25 protein-coding genes are annotated in these 26,353 nt (G+C 41.1%); all 25 read left to right on the top strand.

What is annotated here, in order from left to right; all coding sequences use genetic code 11:
* The first annotated feature begins 297 nt into the window (after positions 1-297).
* The 25 genes from CI960_RS12935 (at position 298) to CI960_RS12815 (ending at position 26,347) form a co-directional block, all read left to right on the top strand.
* Positions 298-960 carry a transcription termination/antitermination NusG family protein gene (locus CI960_RS12935; RefSeq protein ID WP_005865210.1) on the top strand — a complete coding sequence of 221 codons (663 nt, stop codon included), beginning with the start codon at positions 298-300 and terminating at the stop codon, positions 958-960.
* Between the two features lie 9 nt (positions 961-969).
* Entirely contained in the window at positions 970-1,407 is a 438-nt protein-coding gene (locus CI960_RS12930) for a hypothetical protein (RefSeq protein WP_005855475.1), read from the top strand.
* A gap of 238 nt (positions 1,408-1,645) precedes the next feature.
* Positions 1,646-3,595, top strand: a complete 1,950-nt coding sequence (locus CI960_RS12925; RefSeq protein ID WP_094582376.1) for a nucleoside-diphosphate sugar epimerase/dehydratase — start codon at positions 1,646-1,648, stop codon at positions 3,593-3,595.
* A 34-nt stretch (positions 3,596-3,629) separates the two neighbouring features.
* Positions 3,630-4,058 carry a BT0820 family HAD-type phosphatase gene (locus tag CI960_RS12920; protein WP_005855481.1) on the top strand — a complete coding sequence of 143 codons (429 nt, stop codon included), beginning with the start codon at positions 3,630-3,632 and terminating at the stop codon, positions 4,056-4,058.
* Between the two features lie 49 nt (positions 4,059-4,107).
* Positions 4,108-4,905 (top strand): polysaccharide biosynthesis/export family protein, encoded by a 798-nt coding sequence (locus CI960_RS12915; RefSeq protein ID WP_005855491.1) that lies wholly within the window; start codon positions 4,108-4,110, stop codon positions 4,903-4,905.
* 30 nt (positions 4,906-4,935) lie between these two features.
* Entirely contained in the window at positions 4,936-7,383 is a 2,448-nt protein-coding gene (locus CI960_RS12910; RefSeq protein WP_094582374.1) for a polysaccharide biosynthesis tyrosine autokinase, read from the top strand.
* A gap of 21 nt (positions 7,384-7,404) precedes the next feature.
* Complete coding sequence (locus tag CI960_RS12905) at positions 7,405-8,604, top strand: DegT/DnrJ/EryC1/StrS aminotransferase family protein (protein WP_005855496.1); 1,200 nt, start codon at positions 7,405-7,407, stop codon at positions 8,602-8,604.
* Between the two features lie 114 nt (positions 8,605-8,718).
* A complete protein-coding gene (locus tag CI960_RS12900; protein ID WP_005855498.1) occupies positions 8,719-9,330 on the top strand; it encodes a sugar transferase in 612 nt (203 codons plus the stop codon).
* A gap of 22 nt (positions 9,331-9,352) precedes the next feature.
* Positions 9,353-10,534: an ATP-grasp domain-containing protein gene (locus tag CI960_RS12895; protein WP_005855500.1), complete on the top strand. Its 1,182-nt coding sequence runs from the start codon at positions 9,353-9,355 to the stop codon at positions 10,532-10,534.
* 22 nt (positions 10,535-10,556) lie between these two features.
* Positions 10,557-11,828 carry an ATP-grasp domain-containing protein gene (locus tag CI960_RS12890; protein ID WP_005855502.1) on the top strand — a complete coding sequence of 424 codons (1,272 nt, stop codon included), beginning with the start codon at positions 10,557-10,559 and terminating at the stop codon, positions 11,826-11,828.
* Positions 11,829-11,840: 12 nt separating this feature from the next.
* On the top strand, positions 11,841-13,256 hold the full coding sequence (locus tag CI960_RS12885; protein ID WP_005855504.1) for an MmgE/PrpD family protein: 1,416 nt from the start codon (positions 11,841-11,843) through the stop codon (positions 13,254-13,256).
* A 19-nt stretch (positions 13,257-13,275) separates the two neighbouring features.
* Positions 13,276-14,280 carry a glycosyltransferase gene (locus CI960_RS12880; protein ID WP_005855506.1) on the top strand — a complete coding sequence of 335 codons (1,005 nt, stop codon included), beginning with the start codon at positions 13,276-13,278 and terminating at the stop codon, positions 14,278-14,280.
* Positions 14,281-14,296: 16 nt separating this feature from the next.
* Positions 14,297-15,742, top strand: a complete 1,446-nt coding sequence (locus CI960_RS12875) for an O-antigen polysaccharide polymerase Wzy family protein (protein WP_005855508.1) — start codon at positions 14,297-14,299, stop codon at positions 15,740-15,742.
* 25 nt (positions 15,743-15,767) lie between these two features.
* The gene (locus tag CI960_RS12870; protein ID WP_005855510.1) at positions 15,768-17,336 is read left to right on the top strand and encodes an oligosaccharide flippase family protein; all 1,569 of its coding nucleotides are present in this window, start codon (positions 15,768-15,770) and stop codon (positions 17,334-17,336) included.
* A gap of 72 nt (positions 17,337-17,408) precedes the next feature.
* Entirely contained in the window at positions 17,409-18,380 is a 972-nt protein-coding gene (locus CI960_RS12865; RefSeq protein WP_005855512.1) for an aldo/keto reductase, read from the top strand.
* On the top strand, positions 18,380-19,510 hold the full coding sequence (gene aepY / locus CI960_RS12860; protein WP_005855514.1) for a phosphonopyruvate decarboxylase: 1,131 nt from the start codon (positions 18,380-18,382) through the stop codon (positions 19,508-19,510). The genes CI960_RS12865 and aepY overlap by 1 nt, the downstream gene beginning before the upstream one ends.
* Before the next feature lie 67 nt (positions 19,511-19,577).
* Positions 19,578-20,471 (top strand): hypothetical protein, encoded by an 894-nt coding sequence (locus tag CI960_RS12855; protein ID WP_005855516.1) that lies wholly within the window; start codon positions 19,578-19,580, stop codon positions 20,469-20,471.
* Positions 20,472-20,527: 56 nt separating this feature from the next.
* Positions 20,528-21,673 carry an HpcH/HpaI aldolase/citrate lyase family protein gene (locus CI960_RS12850; protein WP_005855518.1) on the top strand — a complete coding sequence of 382 codons (1,146 nt, stop codon included), beginning with the start codon at positions 20,528-20,530 and terminating at the stop codon, positions 21,671-21,673.
* Positions 21,674-21,691: 18 nt separating this feature from the next.
* Complete coding sequence (locus CI960_RS12845; protein WP_005855520.1) at positions 21,692-22,201, top strand: fumarate hydratase C-terminal domain-containing protein; 510 nt, start codon at positions 21,692-21,694, stop codon at positions 22,199-22,201.
* Positions 22,194-23,054: a fumarate hydratase gene (locus CI960_RS12840; RefSeq protein ID WP_036613479.1), complete on the top strand. Its 861-nt coding sequence runs from the start codon at positions 22,194-22,196 to the stop codon at positions 23,052-23,054. Before CI960_RS12845 ends, CI960_RS12840 begins: the two co-directional genes overlap by 8 nt.
* 357 nt (positions 23,055-23,411) lie before the next feature.
* Positions 23,412-23,915 (top strand): hypothetical protein, encoded by a 504-nt coding sequence (locus tag CI960_RS12835; RefSeq protein ID WP_036628875.1) that lies wholly within the window; start codon positions 23,412-23,414, stop codon positions 23,913-23,915.
* A gap of 200 nt (positions 23,916-24,115) precedes the next feature.
* Positions 24,116-24,565 carry an HU family DNA-binding protein gene (locus CI960_RS12830; protein ID WP_005855526.1) on the top strand — a complete coding sequence of 150 codons (450 nt, stop codon included), beginning with the start codon at positions 24,116-24,118 and terminating at the stop codon, positions 24,563-24,565.
* Positions 24,566-24,570: 5 nt separating this feature from the next.
* Positions 24,571-24,768 (top strand): hypothetical protein, encoded by a 198-nt coding sequence (locus CI960_RS12825; RefSeq protein WP_005855528.1) that lies wholly within the window; start codon positions 24,571-24,573, stop codon positions 24,766-24,768.
* A gap of 5 nt (positions 24,769-24,773) precedes the next feature.
* Positions 24,774-25,202, top strand: a complete 429-nt coding sequence (locus tag CI960_RS12820) for a D-Ala-D-Ala carboxypeptidase family metallohydrolase (RefSeq protein WP_005855530.1) — start codon at positions 24,774-24,776, stop codon at positions 25,200-25,202.
* Positions 25,203-25,297: 95 nt separating this feature from the next.
* Positions 25,298-26,347, top strand: a complete 1,050-nt coding sequence (locus tag CI960_RS12815) for a DUF3810 domain-containing protein (RefSeq protein WP_036628878.1) — start codon at positions 25,298-25,300, stop codon at positions 26,345-26,347.
* Positions 26,348-26,353: the final 6 nt, after the last annotated feature.

Below are 26,353 nucleotides of genomic sequence, written 5' to 3'. Positions count from 1 at the left end.
TTCTGATGTATAGACATGGCAATAGAGACGAAATGGCCTCGTATTTCCGAAATCATCACGTCCCCCCTAAAATCGAACATACATTCTTGTAGAGATGGGTATACCCCGTCTCATCCCCTCTAAAAGATGTTTTAAATTACTGTCAGACGGTGGGAGATGGAGCATGCTCCGTCTCTACAACTTGGTAATAACCATTCTCCCACCTTTTGCGCTACTCACTAAGTAGCCTAATTTCTCACATGGCGAAAAAGGGTTATGGTGTATATATCAAACTATCTCTTTTAAGCAATCAACGAGATGCGAGCGAATGTTGTAAAAACGGTTGTAAATTCGGTACCTCATGAGGGTATCGACGCCGTAGGCGTTGAAAGAACCATTCCTGAAAACCCGTTACGGCGAAAATCTGATCAGAAACATTGGTACATCGCTATCGTCAACAACAAGTCCGAGAAACTATGCCGTGACAAGCTGGAAAAGCGCATAGCCAGTCAGCCGGAAGGCGAGAAGGACTATGAGGTTTATATAGCCTCCCAAAAAGAGATGTGTCTTCTGCCAAGCGGCAAGCGTAAGCAAGTAGACCGGATCGTCTTCCGTTCCATTGTATTCATCCGTTGCACCGATGTCTTGCGTAGGAAGGAGATCGTGCATCTTCCTTATATCAAACGTTTCATGGTAAACATAGCTGGCGAACGGTCTGGAGGCATACGCCCCGTAGCCTTCATTCCGGATGAGCAGATGGTGAAACTCCGTAGGATGCTGGACGATTCCGAAGAGCCTGTCATTATCGATCCCCGTCCGCTGCCTCTTGGAGCGAGGGTACGCATTAACGGCGGTAAGTTGCATGGTCTAGAAGGTAACGTGCTGGAAGTGGAGGATGGCAATCTTAACTTTGTGATCCGTGTAGATCTACTGGGATGTGCCAAAGTAAATATCACCCGTGACCTGCTAGAACTATTATGATACACATAGATGGATACGCACTACGGTAAAAAAGAGGATAGATCCGGAGTACGCCTTATCTCGTTGTTAGGAAACCATTTGAAAGAGATTCTTAAGCGAGAGTCGGATAATCGTGCCTTCATCCATCTTTACTGTACGGGTCCGTATTGGGTGGCGTTCGAGAAATCAGCTTACCTGTTACGCCAAATATCTTCCCGTACCTTAGTGACCCCGTTAAGCCTCACCACGTACCCGTTTCCAATCGTGATGGTCTCTTGGACAGATGGCGAGTTACGTTCCTATACACGTAACCATCTTTTCCATTGCGAAGGCAATGACTACGGTCGGTTATCCGTCCCTACTCGTACGCTTGACGGTTACAAGGAGTGGCATAAGGAAGAGGTGAGGTATTTTCCGATGCCGGAAGTAAAAACCACGTCCATGGATCGTGACATGGAGATTGATTAAAGATACTTCTGAGGTTCAAGAGAGCCTCCAATCAAGAATATATTATCGCTAGGTCGCAATTAGAAAATGAGAATTAGGCGGCCGATATCGATCAAGAGGTCAGCTATCTCTAGTAGCGAGGAGAGTCCCTTTTTCTTTAACCGATAGACTAGACTCTTGCTTTAGCTTATACCACTCCAACCACTTGAGAGGTTCGGTCGCTTATTATTATAGTTAGATAGATATGAATAAAACAAATATGGAAAAGGTGAAATATCGTTATAATCGCTGGCGTTTAGCGCTGGGGCGTCTGGTAAATTTGCGGTATATCAACCGCTGGATCATTTTTTGTGCGGATCTTTTCATTTCCCTATGTGTATCTTTGATAGGAGTGCTGGGATTATTGTCCATCATGCATGTATACATAAGCGGGATTAGTGTATTAAAGGTAGGAATAGCTTCCTTTGTGGCCAGTATCCTTTCTTTTCTTACGTTCAAGGTTTATCACGGGGTGATCCGTCATTCCACGCTACGTGGACTATGGAGGATTGGTGGTGTCGCCATCACAAAATCCATCCTCATGTTTATACTGCTTCATCTTTTGAGGGCGGATTTCAATTCCTCTATATATTGGGTGGGAGGGATAACCGATTGTATGTTGACGATTATTCTGCTGATCACCTTACGTGTATTCGTGATTAATGTATATAATAGCGTGTTGTCCCAACTTGGAAAAAAGCGCAAGCGTGTACTGGTGTTCGGTATGGATGAGGATAGCGTGATGATAGCCACATCACCCAACCGGCAAGTATTCATGCAAAATTATAGCATCATCGGCTTCTTGACGTTTGATAGCGCTAAAAAGAACCTTCGCATAGCGGAACTTCCCGTTTACCAGATCGAGGACATTGATGACTTGTTGCGTCTGATCCCCAGAAATAACTTGGATGGTATCCTTTTCCCGAATATAAAGACCGTCCGACGAGAACGTGATCGTTTGATTCATTATTGCGAGCAGGCCTCCTTGAAGCCTCTCGTGGTTCCTGATATGGAGGAGGTCCATGAGGGCGGAATGAAGCGTTCAGTCCGTGAGATCCGTATTGAGGACTTGCTGGGTCGTGAGGAGATTAGTATAAATCTGGGCGAGATCGGTCTCTTATTGAAAGATAAGACGATCCTTGTTACGGGAGCGGCCGGTAGCATTGGTAGCGAGATCTGCCGCCAGCTGGCGCATTTCCCGATCAAGAAACTGATCTGCCTTGATGCCGCCGAGACTCCGATGCATGACTTACGCCTGGAATTGGAGGAGAAGTATAAGGAACTGGATTTTGTACCTATCATAGGCGATGTCCGGAATCCGGACCGTGTAGATTACGTATTCCGCAATTGGCATCCCCAGGTAGTATTCCATGCGGCAGCTTATAAGCACGTCCCCTTGATGGAAGAGAACCCTTGCGAGGCTGTTCGTACCAACGTGTTTGGTACCCGAGTGATAGCGGATGCCGCCGTAAGCTATGGTGTAGAGAAATTCGTGATGATCAGTACGGATAAGGCCGTTAATCCAACGAATATCATGGGATGTAGCAAGCGCCTCGCTGAGATATATGTGCAGAGCTTGAGTGTGGCGATCAGTAAGGGGGCTCTAGCGGGAAACACTAAGTTTATCACGACCCGTTTCGGTAATGTATTAGGAAGTAATGGCTCCGTGATACCTCGTTTTCGCGATCAGATCGCCAAAGGAGGCCCAGTTACGGTAACCCATCCCGATATCATCCGCTACTTCATGACAATCCCCGAAGCCTGCCGTTTGGTGTTGGAAGCCGGTACGATGGGCAAGGGCGGCGAGATATTCATCTTTGATATGGGTGAGCCGGTCAAGATCGCTGACTTAGCGAAGCGTATGATCGAGCTTTCTGGTTTGCAGGTGGATAAAGACATAGAGATTAAATACACAGGTCTTCGTCCCGGTGAGAAATTATATGAGGAACTATTGAGCAACAAGGAGAATACGAAGGAAACCCCTCATGAGAAGATTCGTGTGGCAGCAGTCCGGGAGTACGCCTACAAGGATGTGGTAGAGCACATTGATCTATTAGCTGAATTATCCCTTCATGTACATATTCTTCCTATGGTGAAAGAGATGAAATCCTTCGTCCCCGAGTTCAAGAGCCAAAACTCTCAATTCACGAGATTGGACGGAGTGAATTAGCAATTTAGTTGGTAGTTATAAATCTGAATTATAAATGATTATCGCAGTAGATTTTGACGGAACAATCGTTGAGCATAAATATCCGGCGATAGGGAAGGAGATCCCTTTCGCTTTCGAGACATTGAGAAAGTTACAAACAGAACACCACAAGCTGATCTTATGGAGTGTGCGAGAGGGCAAGCTTTTGGATGAGGCTGTCACCTTTTGCCGAGAGCGGGGCTTGGAGTTTTACGCAGTGAACCGAGATTATCCGGAAGAAGAGAAAAACCTGAACAACCATTTCTCCCGTAAGCTGAAGGCCGATATTTTTATTGATGACCGTAATCTTGGTGGTCTCCCGGACTGGGGTATGATTTACGAGATGGTGAGTAAAAGACTTTCCTATGAGGATTTAATGCGGAAATACGAGTCGGAATACGAACCGGAGAAACCGAAAGGCCTTTTCTCTCGTTTGTTTCGCTAAATCCATATCATTCTGTGTTCAATGAAATAAAAAAAGAAAACAAAATAATATGAAAATCAAAAGATTACTACTTTTATTAGCTCTACCTCTATTGGTAGCGAGTTGTACTTCTTACAAGAACGTACCATACCTCCAAAACCCAGAGGCAGTGAACGATTTTGAGGAGACCCTTCCGTTGTATGACGCCAAGATCATGCCAAAAGACTTGTTGAGCATCACGGTCAATACGACAGACCCGAAGGCTGCGACTCCATTCAACTTGACGGTACAGACTCCAATCAATGCGGCTTTGACAAATATCAGTACGACCACGCAACCGACCATGCAGCAATACTTGGTGAATAATAAAGGAGAGATCGATTTCCCTGTTATCGGTCGCTTGGAAGTGGGTGGTCTCACCAAGAACGAGGCGGAGGACTTGATTCGTGAGCGTTTGAAACCTTATTTGAAGGAATCCCCGATCGTTACGGTCCGTATGGCTAATTACAAGATCTCCGTGTTGGGTGAGGTGGCCCGTCCGGGTAGCTTCACGATCGGCAACGAGAAGGTGAACGTTCTGGAGGCTTTGGCGATGGCAGGTGATATGACGATTTACGGTGTCCGTGATAACGTCAAGCTGATCCGTGAGGACGTGAACGGTAAGCGTGAGATCATTAACTTGAATTTGAATAATGCCGAAGTCGTGACTTCCCCGTATTATTACCTGAAGCAAAACGATATTATTTACGTGACCCCGAACAAGACGAAGGCTAAGAACTCCGATATCGGTAACAGCACGACCCTTTGGGTAAGCTCACTCTCGATTCTGGTATCTATTGCCGGCCTGTTGGTAAACATACTTAAGTAATTGAAAATTGAGAATTGAAAATTAAGAGAGATGATAGACGAACGGATAAATAATAACACTGGGATAGAGAACGAGGAACAAGAGATTGATTTGGTCGCTCTTTTATTTAAATACCTTTTTTATTGGCGTTGGTTTGTGGCTAGTATATTGATATGTTGCATCGCCACTTACCTGTTTCTTCGTTATCAAACGCCTGTATATAACATTTCCAGTTCCGTGTTGATAAAGGAGGAGGATAAGCGAAGCGGTTCGGGCAACAATCCGTTGGCGGCCATTCAAGACTTGGGAATGTTTTCCATGACAAATAATTTTGATAACGAGGTGGAGATATTGAAATCCCGTACATTGATAAAAAAAGTCGTGAACGACCTGAATTTATATGTTCGTGTAGCGGAAAAGCGAGCGTTCGGTTATGCGATGCCTCTTTATAAGAATAGTCCGGTGCGGATTTATATGACACCAGAAGAGGCCGATAAATTGGAGGAGCCGATTAAGCTGGATCTTACATTTACAAAAACAGGAAAATTGTCTGTTAAGGCTGAATATGTGCAAGATAAGGAAGAGCAAGAGATAGAACAGGCATTTGATCAATTGCCGGCGGTGTTACCAACACCTGTGGGTGTTTTAAGCTTTACGCAAGGCGATACCTTGTATATGGAAGAAGAGGAAATCGCTTTACGTGTTACCATAAATACGCCGACGGAGACCGCCGAGGATTATATGAAAGACTTGAGCGTGACCGCCTCTTCCCAGACCACGACGATAGCGAAGATCAGCGTGAACAATACAGTAAAGGAGCGAGGCGTGGATTTCGTGAATCGTTTGGTTGCGTTCTATAATCAAGATGCGAACGATGAGAAGAATGAGGTAGCTCAGAAAACCGCTGAGTTCATAGAGGAGCGTATCGGTATAATTAACCATGAGTTGGGTACGGCGGAGAGCGAGTTGGCGGATTTCAAGCAACGATCCGGTCTAACGGATTTGACAAGTGATGCCCGTCTAGCCTTACAAGAGAGTTCCAAGTATGAGCAGCAACGTACGGAGAACGCTACACAGATCAGCTTGGTTCAATTTCTGCGTACCTATATCAACGATCCGGTCAACAAGGAAGAGGTAATTCCTGCAAACGTAGGGTTACAGGATCAAAACCTCACTAGGGTGATTGAACAATATAACACGATGATCATCGAGCGTAAACGTTTATTACGTACCTCTTCGGAAAATAACCCGGCGGTGATAAACATGAACACCGGCGTTGAGGCGATGAGACGCAATGTCGAGACAACCGTGAATAGTGTCTTGCGAGGACTACAAATCGCCCAGAAAGATATTGAGCGTCAGGCTAGTAAATTTGAGAGCCGGATTAGTGATGCTCCAAAGCAAGAGAAAGAGTTCATGACTATTTCTCGCCAGCAAGAAATCAAGGCGACTTTATATATCATGCTGTTGCAGAAGCGGGAGGAAAATGCGATCACATTGGCAGCCACGGCTAATAATGGTCGTATTGTAGAGGAACCATTACCCGGGAAGGATCCTGTGGCTCCCAAGAAGCTCGTGTTTTTATTGGCTGCGTTTGTGGTGGGCCTGTTTATTCCGGTGGGAATCATCTTTGTCGTGGAATTATTGAAATATAAGATCGAGAATCGTGGCGATGTGGAGCAATTGACGAATGTTCCGATTTTGGGCGAATTGCCCTTGTGTGGTCATAAATCCTCCGATAAGGGAGCGATCGTAGTGCGCGAGAATAAGAACGACATGATGGAGGAGACCTTCCGAGGTTTGCGGACCAATCTGCTCTTTATGCTCCGGAAAGATCAAAAGGTCATACTTTTCTCTTCTACGCAGCCCGGAGAAGGTAAGTCTTTCGTGACTGGAAATCTCGCTGTCAGCTTGGTTTATTTGGGAAAGAAGGTGGTAGTGGTTGGTATGGATATCCGTAAGCCGGGCTTGAATAAGGTCTTCGATTTATCGAAAAGGCAGGAAGGAATATCAAATTATCTGATGGATCCGGAGGATAAGGATCTTTTTGATCTTGTGCAGCCTTCCGGCATCAGTCCGAACCTGGATATCCTTTTAGGAGGAACGATTCCCCCGAACCCGACGGAACTGGTAGCCCGTGATACCTTGGAGAAGGCGATAGAGCAATTGAAATCCCGTTATGACTACGTGTTGCTGGATACAGCCCCGATCGGTATGGTAACTGATACGGCCATAATAAGCCGTGTGGCCGACATGTGTGTTTATGTCTGCCGTGCGGACGTGACCCCGAAAGCCGCTTTCTGCTACATTAATGTTCTTAGGGACGAGCATAAATTTGACAAGTTGGCGGTAGTGATCAATGGAATTGACCTGAGCAAACGTAAGAACACCTATGGTTACGGTTATGGTAAGAAATATGGTTATGGCTATGGTAAACATTATGGTTATGGATACGGCTATGGGTATGGCTTTGAGGCGGAGAATAAGAAAAAGAAATAATAAGGAAATTTATAAAGAGTCATGAGACACGTATTATTTAGTCCCCCTGATATAACAGAGGCAGAGATCAGTGAAGTTGTTGATGCTTTGAAGTCCGGTTGGATAACTACCGGACCTAAAACTAAAAAATTAGAACAGCTGGTAGCAGAACGTTGTCATACCTCAAAAGCTGTTTGTTTGAATTCAAATACGGCATGTGCTGAGATAACTTTGCGTATATTAGGTATAGGAATCGGTGATGAGGTTATTGTTCCAGCCTATACTTATACAGCTACCGCAAGTGTGGTAGAGCATGTGGGGGCAAGATTGGTCATGATAGATTGTGAGCATGGAAAGTTCACGATGGATTATGAGAAATTAGAAGCGGCGATAACCGAGAGAACAAAAGCTATAATCCCGGTGGATTTGTTTGGTATTCCTTGTGGCTATGATACGATTTTCGATATAGTAGAACGGAAAAAGAATTTATTCCATCCAAATGATAACCCGATTCAAAAAGCCTTGAATCGAGTGATTGTTATGGCTGATGGTGCTCATTCTTTTGGAGCCTCATATAAAAAATTCCCAATAGGTTCTGTCGCCGATTTTACGAATTTCTCATTTCATGCGGTGAAAAACCTAACAACAGCGGAAGGCGGTGCGGTTGTTTGGAGAGATATTGAAGGGATAGATAATGATGAGTTATATCACCAATATATGTTATTGAGTCTTCATGGTCAGAGTAAAGACGCTTTGGCAAAAACGAAGTTGGGAGCGTGGGAGTATGATATTATTGGGCCATGGTATAAATGTAATATGACAGATGTCTGTGCGGGCATAGGTCTAGGACAAATAAAAAGGTATGATGAGATTTTGTCCCGTCGAAAAGAAATTATAGACCGTTATAATAAAGGATTGAAGGGGCTACCTATTACGGTGGTAACGCATTATACTTCAGATATTGTCTCTTCTGGACATTTATATATTATAAATCTGAATGACAAAGATGCCGAACAACGGAACAAATTTATAGAGGAAATGGCCGGATTAGGAGTTGCGACCAATGTACATTATAAACCACTTCCTATGCACACAGGCTATAAGAAATTGGGGTTCAAGATAGAGGACTATCCAAATGCTTATAAGCAATTTAAAAATGTTGTGACATTGCCGCTTCATACCTGCTTGTCTGATGAAGATGTGGATTATGTGATTGAGTGCGTGAAGGAATGTTTAAAATGAGATAGGATATGACATTTGAAAGATTGTATCATATAGTTCGAATCTCTTTGCTGAGAAATGGGTTTTATTTTGAAATATGATTGGTATATTTTGTAGTTGAATTAAATTTTAAATATGTATGAACGATATGTAAAACGTGGAATAGATTTTATTCTTGCGTTGATAATTTTGCCATTTGTACTATTTGTAATAGTCATAATGACTCCATTTATTCTTATCTCAGATCCAGGTCCAATATTCTACAGTGGATTAAGAAGGGGACGTAATGGAATGCCTTTCAAAATGTATAAGTTCCGTTCAATGTATGTTAATTCTCCGGATGTAAGGAATCTCGATGGGTCTACATTCAATGGACATGATGATCCTAGAGTGACACCAATAGGTCGGTTTATGCGGAAGACTTCTATCGATGAGATTCCACAATTCTTGAATGTCCTGATTGGGGATATGAGTTTTGTTGGACCTAGGCCTACTTTAGCGACTAAATCATTTGAAGAAGTTGAAGTAGAAAGAAGAAAACGATATGATGTGAAACCTGGTATTACTGGATATGCTCAGGCTTATTTTAGAAATTCTATTTCTCAAGAAGATAAATTTAAATATGATCTGTACTATGTAGATCATGTTTCTTTTAAGTTAGACTTGAAGATTTTGTCGCAGACGATGATTTCTGTAATAAAACGAGAAAATATTTATGTTAAAAAGAAAAATAACGATAATCGATAAGATAAACAAGATCTATTTATAAGTGAAACGATTATTAATTATAGGAGCTTCAATATTGCAATTGCCAGCAATATTGAAAGCCAAAGAAATGGGATTGTATGTAGGAGTCGCTGATTTTAACCCACATGCGATTGGTGTATCTCATGCTGACGAATACTTCAATGTGAGTACAATTGATGAAGAGGGAGTGTATCGAGCCGGAAGAGAATTTAAAGCAGATGGTATTGTTACATTGGCCACAGACATGCCAATGCGGGCTGTGGCCTATGCTACTCATAAATTAGGTCTTGTTGGAATATCATACGATACGGCGATTAAGGCAACTGATAAGGGAGAAATGATCAAAGCTTTTGAAGTTGCAGGGGTAGAACATCCATGGTATTATATACTTCACACTCCAGAAGATTTGAAGAAGGTTGTTTCTGAAATTACGTATCCTTGTATCAGCAAACCTGTGGATAACGCGGGCAGTAGAGGTGTTGTTCTAATTGAAAGTTCCAAGGATTTGGAGAATGCAATTCAATATAGTTCTCTAAACGGACGAAATGGTGATGTCATTATTGAGGAATATTTAAAAGGCAGTGAGGTCAGTGTTGAGGTTATGGTTGTTAATGAAGATGTTCATATATTGCAAGTTACAGATAAATTGACAACAGGAAGCCCCCATTTTGTTGAGATGGGACATAGCCAGCCTAGCTTATTAGACTATAAGGATATTAGGGCGATCAAGGATTTGACAAAAAGAGCCGTGAATTCTATCGGTATTAATCATGGCCCAGCTCATGTGGAAATAATGCTAACAGATCAAGGACCAAAAATGATTGAACTTGGAGCAAGGATGGGTGGAGACTGTATTACTACACATTTAGTGCCATTGTCTACGGGTATTGATATGGTGAAAGCTACTATACAAATAGCGTTGGGAGAATGCCCTTCTATTGCTCCGAGATTTGATAAAGGAGCGGCGATACGTTATATAGAAGAGACAAATGGTGTTATTGAGAATATTTCGGGAATTGATAAAGTGAATAGCATAAATGGTATTGAGCATGTCGTGTTGACTAAAGCCGTAGGCGATGTCGTTAATCGGATTAGCAGTAGTGTGGATCGTATCGGATATGTAATTTCTCAAGCGGATACAGCTCAAGCTGCTATTGATCTTTGCGAAAATGCGATGAAACATATTGTTATTACTACTAAATAATGATAAAAACATAAGTGTTGTTATGGAATTGAAAGGGAAACGTCTTTTATATATAGGTGGGAGTGCTTCAATAACTGATATTGCATTCTATACTAAGAGTCATGGTATAAAGTTGCTAGTTGCAGGGAAATCAATACCGCAAGATATACAAGCATTGACAGATGAACAATATATTATTGATGTTTGCGATAGGGAATGTCTGAAGAAAATAGTGTTAGAACATGCTGTTGATGGCATATTGGTTATAGGAAATGAGGACATTATAACAAGTGTGGTTGATGTGGCAGAGAATATAGGTCTTGATTTCTATGTAAATCGTAATCAATGGGTTGAATTACAGGATAAAAAGAATTTTAAGAGAAACTGTATAAAGTATGGTATTCCTATTGTAGAGACTTACGAGTTGTCAAATGATTCTGATTCAGTTCAAATACCCCGAAGTGCCTATCCGATTATTTTGAAACCTGCTGATAGTTGCGGGTCAAAAGGAATCTCAATATGTAATTCGGAAAAAGAATTGAAGCAATCAATTCAAAAAGCGAAATTATATTCAAGGACAAATCGGTTTTTATGTGAAAAATATATGGATTGTCCGGAGATTACCATTAAATATTTATTTGATCGTGGAAATATATATGTATGGGAAATAAATGATCGATTTGTTAATAGAGAGCAAAAGAATGTAGGAGCAATAGCGGATTGTACTATATATCCATCAAAACATGTGAAGCTATATTTTGAAACGTTGCATTCGAAGATGGTTGAAATGCTTAAAGATTTCAATATTTATAATGGAACTATGTTCATACAAGCATTTGTTGATGGAGAAATTATCCGGCCTTATGATCCAGGGATTAGGTTTTCAGGAGGATTATCGTATTTTATCACAAAGCATGTTTTTGATGTGAATCCATTGGAATTTATGATAAACACGTCACTTGTTGGACGGATGTATTTAGGAGATGAAAACCTTATCGAACGAATAAGCGTAGATATGAATGGCCGCTTTCTCGCCAATTATTCAATTTTAGCAAAGAAAGGAACTATTGCTGAAATCGAGGGTATGGATCGTGTAGCAAAAATACCTGAGGTGTTTAATACAATACAATTGCTTCATGTGGGAGATGAAGTAAATATGATAGGTACTTTGCAGCAGGTATTTGCAAGATTCCATATAGAAGCTAAGAGTAGAGAAGAGCTGAATCGGATTATAAATAAAGTATATAATGCAATTCAACTGAAAGGTATAGATGGGGAAAATATGAAACTCTGTCAAAAAATTAGTATATTATAAGTAAGTTTGAGCATGAAGAGATATACTGATATCTTAGTTGATTTTGTTGTTGCGCTTAAATATAAGGATTTACCGTCCTGTGTCATTGAACAGACAAAATTGTTTATAGCTGATTATTATGCAGCTAGTATAGCAGGATATAGAGTTAATAAGCAGTTCAATAAGGTGGTAATGTCCATTATAAAAGAAGATAGTGGAACAGAACAGGCATCAATATTATTTGAGAAGAAAAAATATCCAGTGACTAATGCGGCTTTTATGAACGCAGTTTATGCGCATGGCGCAGATATGGATGATGGTAATCGGAAATCTGCGGGTCATATCGGAGCCCATGTGATATCTTCTGTTTTTGCGTTGGGTGAGAAGCTGGGGGTAACATGGAAGGATATTATTGTCGCAATAAATGTAGGATATGAATTTTTTAATAGGATAGCAGGTGCTGCACAGCCAGGACTTTATAACAGAGGTTTTCATTCAACGGGGATTGCAGGAGCAATGGCTTGTGGGGCTGCTTGTGCAAAACTAATGGGATTAGATCGATGTGGAGTTTATAATAGTGTGTCTTTAGCAGCGATTCAGTCTAGTGGTTTGATTATTATAGATGAGAGTGGGCAAAGGTGTAAGCCGATTAATCCTGCAAATGCGGCAAGGATAGGTGTTCTTTCTGCTTTAATGGCAGAGAGGGGATTATTGAGTTCACAAAATCCATTGGAGAGTAAAAAAGGGTGGTTTCATGCTTTTACGGATCATGTTGATGAAACTATCCTTTTGGGAGGTCTTGGCGTGGATTTTACAATTTGTGAAAGTTATTTGAAGCTGTATCCAACATGCCGTCATACACATTGTTGTATTGATAGTATTCTGAAAATACGGGAACGAATGGGGGATAAAAAAACTTTTTTACCTGATATTATAGAGAAAATTGAAGTAAATATTTATCCAAGTGCGATTAAGTCGGCAGGAATAATTCGGAATCCACGTTCACAAGAAGAGGCGAAATTCTCAATTTATTATGCGATAGCTGTAGCATTCAACAATGGAGATTTCTCTATAGAGGATCTTCAGGTTGAAAGGATTGATTCTGTAATAAATGATTTGTTAGCGAAAATAGAATTAGTACCAGATCCTTTGATGGAAGATAGAGCGTGTGGGATCAGAGGTTCCCGAATAAAAGTTGTATTGTGTGATGGGGAAATTTTTGAGGAAACGATATTAATACCGAAAGGGGAAGGAATAGGATCGCTTGATTGGAATAATTTACGAGTTAAAATGTACGCATGTTCATATGGAGTTATCTCGGAAAAAATGTCTAATTTATTGATAAATAGGTGTATGGGTATTGATGTTGATGAACCTTTCGGATCGATTATGCTGTTTTTCGATAAGGATTTGCGATTGTTGGGTTATAAAGATCAACAGGATTGTTAACGTGTAAAAGAATGCTGATATGTCTAAAGTCTCGATTATTATCCCTGTATATAATGCGGAAAAAACACTTTGTAGGTGTCTTGATAGTTTAGTTGTACAGACTTATGAAGATGTAGAGATAATTTTAGTAAATGATGGCTCTGTTGATAGTAGTCGGAATATTTGTGAAACATATAGAGATAAATATTCTCAGATTATATTGATTAATCAGGAGAATGCAGGACCTGCTACAGCTCGGAATGTCGGAATAGATAGTGCTAGTGGTAAATATATTTCTTTTGTGGATGCGGATGATTATGTTGAATGTGGTATGATTGAAGAAATGGTTAATGCGGCAGAAACTAATCATGCGGAAATGGTTATTTGTGGGTATGATCAAGAACATTCTGGCGTTATTGTAAAACATGAATATAAATATGATGCTGGATTATATGTAGGGGAAGGAGCAAGGAAAATAGCAATTGACTTAATAAGCGATGTCTCTGCTAAAAGAATACCCCCTTATTCATGGGTGAGAATGATATTAAAAGATTCTTTGGAAAATCCTAAAGTTCGATATGCAGAAGGGATGATACGAAGTGAAGATTACTATTTTTTTGTGCAGCTTCATTTCCGTATAAAGAGATTGTATTTACTAGGAGATAAACCTCTTTATCATTATATGGAAATAGATAATTCCTTGACTCATACATATGTACCGAATTATTGGTTTTCAGTGAAAGAAATATATTGTGGGCTATTAGAAAAACTTCCGGAAGATGAGGAAATTAAGAAACGATTAGGGGTAATGCTTGTACAGCGTTCTTTGGTTGCTTTAAGTAATGTATCCAAAAAGAAGAGTAAGGGTATGTTAAGAAAAGAGTTGTATGAGATAGTTTTGGATGAAGATTTGAATTATGTCATCTCTGAGATAAGTGGTACCTCGTATTTGAAATCTTATGTTTGGTTAATGAGTAATCATATGTATTTTATTGTATACTGGAGGTATTTGTTGAAGTTTTATGGAAGAAAAATATTTTCATAATTTTAATTAAGTGGAAATGATAAAAGTAGACAGGTTGAAATTTAATATTATATTTCGATTTAGCTTAGCATTCTTTTTAATTTCGATATATATTCTTGCCGTAAAAGATTATTCAGTAGTAGTAATTCTTCCTTGCATGGTGTTTTTATTAGGTATTTATTTTTCTGTAAAGGATATTTATAATAATATTTTTTTATTTTCATTTTTAATTTGTTTCTTTACTTTCTTGTTAGGTGGACAGTTACTCGATAAGTTTATTAATGTGTATGGTTACGATTTTTCAGAAGATATAGAATTACATACTGATCTGATTTTATTGATTGGGCTGACAGGATTGATGTTGGGATATTTTTTGGCAGATAAAGCACAAGGAAATAAGCATGTTTTTATAGCAGTGGATTATAATAGTACTTATTACGTGAACGTAAGAACTGTTAGTAAATATTTATTTTTTGTATCATATACATTATGGATGCTTATCTTGTTAGATAATGTTCTTTATGTTGTTCAATATGGATATATTAGTTACTATTTGTCATATTCAAGTAGAGTGCCTGCTCTTATAAGAGTGTTTGGCTATATGGCTCCATCTGCATTCTTTTTGTATCTAGCAACAATGCCCAAAAAAGGAGAAGCTAAAATAGTTATTATAATGTACTTTTTTTATCTGTTATTGTCATTAGGAACAGGGCGACGAATTTATTTCATGACTGGAATCTTGATCATATTTGCTTATATGATGCTACGAAATATAGTTAATCCTGAAAGAAAACCTTGGATTAACAAAAAACAGTTGATTTATATATGTGTATTAGTTCCTGTATTATTAACGTTTATGTATTTATTCGAATATATTAGATCAGAACATGCGGTGGGTACAGCTTCCGCATATTCTCCTTTACTAGGTTTTTTTGTTCGCCAAGGAACCTCTATAAATGTTATCAAATATACAGAGTTATTTGAAACAAGGTTGAATCCTGATGCTTATTATTCATTATATAATACTTTAAAGTGGTTATCAGATAGTTGGATTGATCATCTTTTGAATTTAAATTTGAACTTTGAATTTGGACGGCAATCATTGGAAACTGCAATATCTGGGACATATCTTGCTGATTTTGTTTCGTATAATGCTAATCCAACTACCTATTTGACGGGTATGGGATATGGTTCCTGTTATCTGGAGGAATTATATGTTGATTTTGGTTATATTGGGGTATTCTTAGGCAATGTTATATATGGTATTTTGTTGTGTGTTTTATTAAAAAATGCGGTAAATAGAGGGAATATATGGAGGATTGCGATTGGATTGTTTATGATAGACGCAATATTCAAAGCCCCAAGAGCTACATTTGATGCTTTTTTTGGATCATTTTTGTATTTTAATTCTTGGGGACCATTTTTGCTGATCTTTATTTTTGTTAATGTTTGCATGACAAAGAATAATAGATATGTGAGATAGCTTGTTATAAACTCTATTTAGTGTAATGATAGTAGGTTCTAATAATATTACCAAAAATAATAAACGTATTGCTGAAAATACGTTTTTCTTATATATTCGGATGCTTTTGATAATGTTAGTGTCCCTTTATACTTCACGTGTAGTATTGAAAGTCTTGGGTGTTGAAGATTTTGGGATATATAATGTAGTTGGAGGTGTAGTAGCAATGCTGAATATTATAGTTAATACATTGTCACGAGCCAGTACCCGTTTTATCACATTTGCTTTAGGAAAGGACGACAAGGAAGAATTGAAACAAATTTTTTCAACAGTGATCTGTATTCATCTTCTTTTGGCTGGACTTCTTGTTCTTGTAGGGGAGACTGTTGGTTTGTGGTTTGTATGTAATAAATTGGTTATACCAGCAGAAAGAATGACCGCTGCTTTATGGGTGTATCATAGTTCTATTTTAATTGCAGTTGTTACTTTTGTGAATATACCTTATAATGCTTTGATTATTGCGCATGAGCGGATGGGGGCTTTTGCTTATATTTCTATAATAGAGGTTTTTCTAAAATTATTAGTGGCATGGACTTTGATTTATACGTCTCAGGATAAATTAATTATATATGCTGTACTTCTCTTTGTTGTTCAATTTTTAATACGGATAGTATATGGCTATTATTGTTCTATCCATTTCCCGGAATGTAAGGTTAAGTTAGTTTGGAATGTACAATGGCTGAAAAAAATTTTTGCTTATGTAGGATGGACATTAAATGGAAGTTTTGCGATTGTGGGATATACACAGGGTATTAATATACTTTTAAATCTTTTTTTTGGCCCTGCAGTCAATGCCGCACGAGCTATTGCTGTCCAAGTAGAAGCTGCTGTTGTTTCTTTTGTGCAAAATTTTCAAACAGCAGTTAGACCTCAGATTGTAAAATCATATGCTATGTCTGATATACTATATATGCATAAATTGATTATTATGTCTTCAAAGTATGGCTTTTTTTTGATGCTATTAATAGTTTTGCCACTTACATTATGCATAAATCCAATATTAAAAATGTGGTTAGGAAATGTGCCTGAATATACAGCTGGTTTTGTGCGTATAATGTTTATTGTTGCGTTGTTATGGCCTTTACGTGGTGCTATGATTGATGCAATTCATGCGACGGGGGATATAAAGAAATTTCAAATATACGAAGGGACTTCTCTTTTATTGACTGTTCCTATTGCTTATCTGGCATTGGAATTTTATCATATTTCTCCAGAAATTGTCATGTGTATCTACCTTTTTGTTGAACTTTTTACACAGGGCATACGAATTTGGATTGTCTTGAGTAAAATATCTATTTCCTATCGTTGTTATTTTAGAGAAGTCTTATATCCGATTGGTATATCTTCTTTGTTTGCTTTTATTCCATTCTTCTTGATTCATATGACAGAAAACGAGGAATTTTCTAAAGTTGTGCTTTATATGGCTGCGTCTTTTTTTTACGTATTGATGTGCATATTGATTTTTGGAATGAAATGGACGGAGCGGATTTGGACGTTTAATTATATTAAAAAATTAGTATGGATATTTATAAGGAAAGTGACTTTCTGGAGATGAAGTGTATATGTTGGTTGATATTGAAGGAACGAAAGTTCGGAGGGTTATAAAAATCATAAAAGAAGATATAGAATGAAGTTAGTACTTGGAACAATGACATTCGGAGAGTCCGTATTCGCTCCGAATGTGGATGAGTTTGTAGAGATGTTTCTAGATGCGGGATATGAGGAGCTTGATACGGCATATGTCTACAACGAAGGGAACTGTGAAAAGCTGTTGGGAGAGGTTCTGCCTAAACTCCGCAGCCCGTATAAAATTTCAACAAAAGTGAATCCTCGGATTACCGGTAAGTTGGACGGAGAAGCTGCCTATATTCAACTAAACGAGTCGTTAAAAAGGCTAGGGGTTCCTGTAGTAGATATTTTCTATCTTCATTTTCCCGATCCTGCAACGCCGGTGGAAAACGTTTTGGAGGCCTGTAATAATCTCTATCGAGAAGGAAAATTCAGAGAGTTAGGACTTTCTAATTTTCCGGCATGGATGGTTGTGGATGTATGGCATATCTGCCATAAAAACGGTTGGGTATTGCCGACTGTGTTCGAGGGTATTTACAATCCTTTGACTAGAAAAGCAGAAACTGAGCTGAACGAATGCTTGAATCATTTCGGGATTCGTTTCTATGCCTATAATCCGATGGCTGGCGGATTACTTACAGGACGTTATGGAAGATATGAGGACGCTCCGATGGATGGGCGCTTCACGCATCGTCCGAACTACCAGAAGCGTTACTGGAAAAAGAGCTATTTCGATGCAGTGGAAATTATCAAATTGGCCTGCGAGGAAGAGGGTATTACTACTATTGAAGCAACTTATCGCTGGCTTGCTTATCATTCTATGTTGAATGTGGAACGTGGGGATGCGATTATCATCGGTGCTTCCAAGGCGGATCACCTGAAGCAGAATATGGAAACAGTGAAAGCGGGTCCCTTGTCGGATGCGGTCGTGGATGCTTTTGAAAAAGCCTGGCAGCACTGTAAAGCGGATTGTCCTGAATACTTCACTTTGTATAAAGGTAAAGGCTCTGTGGGAGGAGAGAAGAAATAATGCTGAATCAAGAAAGAGTATTTGATGTGTTGGCAAAGCATGGTGTTACATTCTTTACGGGTGTACCGGATTCTTATTTGAATGGTTTCTGTAATTATGCCCTAAACAATTGTGGAAGTAGAAATATCATTGCGGCCAATGAGGGGAATGCGGTAGGTATTGCCTCTGGACATTATTTCGCAACAAAAGAGATTCCTCTTGTCTATATGCAGAACAGTGGACTGGGGAATACGGTGAATCCTTTGGTAAGTCTTGTGGATAAGGATGTGTATGCTGTTCCTATGCTTTTACTTGTCGGCTGGCGTGGGCAAGGAAACTCTGAGCCGAATCATCCGCAGCATAAGCTACAGGGGGAGATTACACCCGAACTGCTGGAAATCATGCACATCCCCTACACCATCCTTGATGATGACGATGATAAGTTTGCTAAAACAGTGGAGAAGGCGGTCAAATATTGTAAAGAATCCCGACAGCCTTACGGTTTGATCGCACCAAAGGGTGTCATGGCGGCGAGTGATAAGCCGAATAACGTGGACAATACTTATCCAATGAGTAGGGAAGAAGCAATGGAAATCATTTTGAACAATATGCCGGAGAATACCATCTATTCCGTAACGACAGGAAGAGCAACTAGAGAACTGTTTTTCTTGCGAGAAAAGAGAGGCGAAACAAAAGCGCATGACTTTCTCAATGTCGGTTCTATGGGACATGCAAGCTCTGTGGCGTTTGGGATTGCACTGGAGAGACTTGAACGGAAGGTTGTTGCTTTGGATGGTGATAGCGCCTGCATGATGCATATGGGAGCAATGACAATGGTCAGCAAGCTTGATGCTCCAAACTTCATGCATATCGTTTTGAACAATGGAGCGCATGAGTCTGTGGGCGGGCAACCATCTGCCGGTCATAAGGTTGACTTTACCAAAATAGCGGAGGCATGCGGATATACGACGGTCGGACATCCTGTAACAACAAAGGTGGAGCTGAAGGAGGCTTTGGAAATTCTACGTGATTGTAGCAAGGCGTCTTTCATTGATTGCCGAATTCATAAGGGATTGAGCAGAAAATTGCCACCGATTGTGTTTGAGCACAGAAAAGTGATAAATGACCTGATAGATGATTTGAACGAATAAAAATAATAATGGGTAACAAAACAAAGTCCCGTATTAATCGGAAGGGAGAAATATAATCATGAACAGTATGGAAAAAACAAGAGAATTTCTGAAGTCAATCGGTCTCCCCGGAGGGGATGCATACGATTTGCCTACTTCTGAAAAACGATTTGCGGATGGTGGCCAGTACCGCTTTGAAGTTCCCGGAATTCAAGGCCCGAAAGTAATGCAGGCTCTTTTGGAGGCAATGGATGGGTACGGTTTGTACCTGCACCGTGTGACGCAGACTCAGGGTATTATACGTTTGACAGATGAGGAGATTGGTAAGATGGTGGAGCTTGCCCACAAATGGCAGACTGATCTGATTCTTGCCATCGGCCCCCGTGCAACCACGGACACGTCTGCGTCGGTACATACGGAGGAGGGTGTTCGTATGGGGTATCGTTTGCGTGGTCAGGAGCAGATTGTTCGCGCCATAGAGGATGTGAAACGTGCCGCTCGTCTCGGATGCCGTAGCTTCCTTGTTTATGATGAAGGATGCCTGTGGGCATTGAACGAAATGCGCAAAGCAGGAGAGATTCCTATGGACTGTCATTTTAAGGTATCTGCCCATACGGGACACGGAAATCCTTGTTCCGCAAAGTTGTTGGAAAGAATTGGAGCAGACTCTATAAATCCTGTTCGTGACATTCAGCTCCAAATGTTAGCGGCTATGCGTCAGGCAGTGGACTGTCCAATCGACATTCATACCGAAAACCCGAAATCCACAGGTGGGTTTATCCGTCATTACGAAGTGCCGGAAATGATCCGTATAGCCGCACCGATTTACCTTAAGACCGGAGGTTCCGTGGCTGTGACTCACAGCTGGAGCAGTACCGAGGACGATGCGCGTAAGCGTGCAAAACAGTGCTGCCTTGTGAAGCGCATGATCGATGAGTATTATCCGGAAGCTGTTTGGTCTCCGAGAGGCAGTCTACTTTAAGATATTAAGATTGAAGTTCAGACGAATAGATAGAAAAGGAAAAGAAAAGAATAATCATGAGACATCATTTATATAATCCGGGTTTCAAATTTGTAGTGGAACCTGAGCATTTTAATAAGTATACTGACCGTGAGTTGCTTCAGTATTGCCTTGGAGCAACCATGTACATGCCGGGGTTCAAGGACTTTACTCCAAAAATATTAAATAACTCAATACCAGGTCTGACAACCATAGTTCTCTGTTTTGAGGATGCCTGCCCGGAAGAAAAAGTTCCAGAAGCTATGGATAACGTTCATCATCTGTTGGCAACGGTAACGGAAGCTGTGGAAAATGGAACGTTGGATGCCGATAAGGTTCCGCTGATCTTTGTCCGTATTCGTAATCTTGCTCAGTTCAAGGCATTTGGAGAAAGGTTGACGAAACAGGAGGTTAAGTCCTTGTGTGGTATTAACTTCCCGAAATTTAACGCCGAGAATGGCTATGAATATTATGCATACCTACGAGATCTGAATGACCGCTTTGGTGAGATCCTCTATGGTATGCCGATTATTGAGGATGCGGAAGTTGCTTATAAAGAAACTCGCATGATAGAGTTGATGGGTATTAAAAAGATTTTGGACAAGTATCGTGATCTGGTGCTACAGGTTCGTGTCGGAGGTACGGATTTTAGCTCCGTATTTGGTGTGCGTCGTGGTGTCGATTATTCGATTTATGATATTATGGCGGTGCGTGAGTGCTTGTCTGATATCATCAATGTTTGTGGACGCGACAATGATTATGTAATTTCCGGTCCTGTCTGGGAGTATTTTCGTGCTCCAAAGGAATTGATGTTTGAGGAGCTTCCGAATCATGGCATTGAGGACTATCTGATGAAGAGGTTGCCCATTGTAAATAATGAGATTGATGGACTGCTTAGGGAGGTCATTCAAGATAAAGCGAATGGATTTGTTGGGCGTACTGTCATCCATCCCACCCATGTGAAGTTTGTCAATGCATTGATGGCGGTTACAAAGGAAGAGTACGACGATGCCTGTCAGATTCTCGGTACAGGCGGTGGTGTGGTAAAGAGTTCTGGCGGCAATAAGATGAATGAAATCAAGCCGCACACCAATTGGGCGAAGAAGGTTTACAACAGGGCACGTGCATTTAGCGTTATTGAGAATGAAGGTGCTTATGTTAAGTTGTTTGCTGTAAATGAGTAATATGACAAGGAGAATATCATGAGTGTTGAAATACATACACCAATCACTGAAGAAGCAGCGGCAATCTTGCAAGTTGGAGATACCGTCACCATAACCGGTTATATCCTCTGTGGTCGTGATGCTGTACTACCTAAGGTCATTAAAATGGTAAAAGAGGGCAAAGTAGATGGGCTTGGTATTTCTCTGCAAGGAAATGTTATTTTCCATACTGCGGTCAGCCCTGCAGGTGTGGGACCTACATCCAGTAATAAACTGGAGATTGAGAGTAGTATGGAACCATTGAGTAAAGCGGGAATCAAGCTGCATCTTGGCAAAGGGGCAATCCATAAGGAAACAGTGGAAGCTTTACATAAATATAATGCTGTTTATGCGGTTATCCCGCCAGTGACGGCCTTGCTTGCAGATAAAACCATTGAGCAGAAGCTTGTGGCTTTCCCGGAACTTGGTATGGAAGCGTTATATCAGTTGAAAGTAGTACAATATCCGGCTATTATTGCGGCTGCACATGGGAGGAGCATTTATGAATAAGAATTATGAGAAAATAGTTTCGCTTGTTTGCGATACGCTTGTAGAGGCAGGCTCCACTTTCCGAGAAGATAAGAAGAAAGCTTATAAAAGAGTAATCGCATCGGAAGATAACGAGAGGGCTAAGTGGGTTTTGGAGACCGTACTTGCGAATGCGGAAGCTGCGGAGAAAAATCATAGTCCACTTTGTGATGATACCGGTATCCCGCACATGGTGCTGGAGGTTGGTCAGGATGCGGCAGTGACCGGTCGGATGCTGGACGCTATTAGGGAAGGAATTGCAGAAGGTCTGCGTAGACTTCCTGGACGACCAATGGGCATTATGGGGGATGACAGCCATAGAATTGATCAGTCCGGTGGTTTGAATCCTGATAGTGCGGGAGTGGAGCCTGCTCCGATATTAATCCGACGCTGTCAAGACAATGTTATTAGACTGCACATTTTGATGTTCGGTGGCGGTCCTGCTATTAGGGCAAAAACTTACCGTGTATTCCATAAGCACAATACGCAGGTGGTGTTAGATGAAATCGTAAACTGGGCGACAGAAGGTGTTACTCAGCTCGGATGTTCACCATGCACGTTGGCTGTGGGTGTTGGGAGAAGCCATTTTGAAGCTACATCTATGATGCTTCAGGCTCAAGTGGATGGTAGATATGATTTTCAAAGCGAGATGGAGCAGGAAATAACGAGACGTGTGAATGAAGCAAATATAGGACCTCTTGGCCTTCATGGTAAGACGAGTGTGATTGCGACCTTTATGAAGGTTGGTCCACAGCGTGCAAGTGGCGTTAGGATAGTCTGCGTTCGTCCGACCTGTTGCTTTGAACCGAGGATAGCGAGTGTTGAACTTGAGTAATAAGGGGATATATCTCCTCTTCTATGTCTTCAACTCCCATGGTGTCAATCATGGGAGTACATATCGCCGATATGCTTATCGGTATAACGCCAAAAAAGAAAGAGGAACTTCCATGGAAGTGTTTGCAAGAAATGAGAACCACAAAGGTGCGATGATGAATGTGTAGATGATAGAATAGACTGTAGAATCGATATAGAATAAAGATTTTGTACCGGTCTTCTTTTTCCCTTCGGGGAGGTAAGGAGGCCGGTTCTGTTTTTATGTATGCCTTGATGATCCGTATATATAATGTGGGATTCGGCCTTCTGCGGTGCAGGGATAAATATTCCCCCTGTGATCGTGGAAATGAAAAATCTTATGAAAGATTTGAAGGGACTGTTGGGCGAGTTTCGGGGTTGGCCTACCGTTGAGTTGTTTAGTGTACGTCTGGCCGGATTGTCGGCGGAAGATAGGGAAAGGCATTTGCTGGGGTTTTGTAAGCTGGCTTTCGGGCATTATGAAGAGTTGCCGATGGGATATCGGAGATTGGTGGATGGTTATTTGGATAGGGAGCGAGGGGAGAACTTGATGGTGTGGTATTTGACAAGGCATACGCCGTGGAAGAATGCCCGTTATGAGTTGCATCGACCGGACTTGTTTTTGCGGATGGCGAAGCTGGTGGAGTTTACGGATCGGGATGGGCGTTTGCCTTATTCTCATTTGGCGGCTTGTTTATGTATGGCGTTTTTCGTCCGGAGTTTATCGGATCCTAATTCGGAGGTCTTGCCGAAATCCTTGGCTAGCCGTTTGAGCGCATTGAATATATTACCAAGTGATATTCTGGAACTGGCGGGGAAGAGGGAAATAACGGATGAGATGTGATTCTTTATTGATAAACGTTAAATGTACGTGGATTGAAGTCGATGAAATTTGGTGTGTTTTTCGTTGATTTGGGAATGTGTGTGTTGGCTGCTACGCCGTTAACTGTTTTGCATCATCTAAGTTAGGCTTTGTGGCTATTATACCTTTGTCATGTGTTCGAAGCATGGTTACATTCATTTATTCATTAAAAACGTATAGTTATGGCATTGAAATTTAAATTGGTAATGAGAAAGAATCTAGGTGAGGATCACGAATCTATTCCTGAAAAGGTATACGCTCAAATGGTGTATGGAGATCTGGTTACTTTCGATGAATTTGCGGAGGAGGTGGCGGATAGCTCTGGTGTAGGTAGCGCTAGCGTGAAGGCGGTTCTGGATCGTATGAATGTGGTGTTGGTCCGTCATTTACAGCATGGCAGGCGTGTCAGTGTAGGTGAGCTGGGGCTTTTCCGCTTTTGTTTCGGATCGTCGGGGGTGCCGGATGAGAAGACGTTTTCGACGAACTTGATTCGGGAGCCGAAAGTACGGTTCTACCCGGGCAAGGCGCTACGGGTAGCCAAGAGCCGGACAAGTTTTGAGAAAACTGCGCTTCCGAATGAAGAAGATGCGGGTGGAAACGGGAGTGATAGTGAAAGTCCGGATGAAATCTAAGAGCTATGAGGCGTTTGACGGTTCAATTAATTGTTGCGATCCTGCTCTCAATGAGCGGGATCACACTTCTCTTCAGTGGATTCTGGATTGATCCGCAAGGATTGATCGATAACAGTGTACTGGTGGCTTTCGGTGAGATCAGTACGTTTGCCGGAGCCCTTTTTGGGGTGGACTACTCTTATAAATTGAAAATTAATAATTGAAAATTATGGAAAGACATGATAAAAGGTTAACAGAGCATTTTTGTTTGGATGAGTTTACTTATAGTGGTATTGCCGTGGACAATGCGATAAATAATCAGCCTCCTCCTTGTGCATGTCTAGCGCTTCAAAATTTGGCAGTTGGTTTATTGGAACCATTACGTCTATTGTATGGGGCACCGATTGCTATATTGAGTGGATATCGGAATGAGAAGGTAAATCGTCTTGCTGGCGGGGTCGTTACCAGCCAACACTTGAAAGGAGAAGCAGCAGATTGCTATGTTGCCGATGGGCCGGAAAAACTGTTGGATGTGTTGCAATGTTCCGGTTTAGTATTTGACCAAGCTATATTATATAGACGAAAACGTTTTTTGCATCTTTCCTTAAAGATAAATGGAAATAACAGGATGCAAGTGTTAGTTTATAACAAATCTTGATACTTCGGTGCGGAAAGAGACTTGCCCATGATCAAGTGCGGAAGGGAAGATCTGTGATTTGGTGGACTGAAAAGGATATGATATATTTGCCTCCTATGATTAAGCTTGAATATCTAAAAAAGATACGTGTTCGTTGGATTATATTGGCGATCCTTCTCATCTCTGTATGGATCGTGATGGGAAATCCCAGATTAGGCGAATGGTATTCCCGTTCGATTTATCCATGGGTATCGGGTATGCTATCTCGTTTCTCCTGCTTGTTCCCTTTTTCCGTAGGGGATTGTTTTATTTATGGTAGCATCGCCGGGTTATTAGGGTATCTGTCGTATGCGATTATAAGGAGGCGGAGGATCGGGAGGACAATAAGTCATGTCGTGGAATATCTGGCATGGGTGTATGTCTGGTTCTATATCGCTTGGGGATTGAATTATTTCCGGGAAGATTTTTTCACTCGTACGCAAACCACTTATGTGCCTTTTTCCTCGGAACATTTCCAATCCTTCTTGGATGCCTACACGGATTCCCTGAACGCCTCATGGGTTCCGATAGAGACGATCGATCGGGAGGTCGTGAAAGAGGCGGTGCAGGAAGGGTATCGGGAATTGCCTACTCGTTTCGGGCTTACCACTCCCGGAACCTATCTTCATCCTAAAACGATGCTGTTCTCCCGGTTGATGAGTGGAGTAGGGGTGATGGGATATATGGGGCCGTTTTTCACGGAGTTCAATTTGAACGGCCAGCTCTTGCCCGTGCAATATCCCGCCACTTACGCCCATGAGATGGCTCATGCGCTTAGTATATCCAACGAGGCCGAGGCTAATCTATACAGTTATTTAATATGCACGAGTTCTTCCGTGCCGGAAATCCGGTTCTCAGGTTACTTCTCTTTGCTGCCTTATGTGTTGAGCAACGCATATGTGGCTTTGGATAAGGACTCTTTTGAGGCATGGAAGAAAAGATTACGCCCCGAGATCAAGGACTTGTATAACGAGAAAGTAGCCTATTGGCAATCCCTATACAGCCCGCTGATCGGCGAGGCGCAAGACGTGGTCTATAATCTTTTCCTGAAAGGCAATAAGATACCTGCCGGAACCGCTAATTATTCGGAGGTGATCGCTTTATTGATCGCTTTGGAAGGAGAATGATTTATT

Source organism: Parabacteroides sp. CT06 (genome assembly GCF_002257605.1).
Taxonomy (GTDB): Bacteria; Bacteroidota; Bacteroidia; order Bacteroidales; family Tannerellaceae; genus Parabacteroides; species Parabacteroides distasonis.
This window is presented reverse-complemented; position numbering and strand designations above follow the sequence as displayed.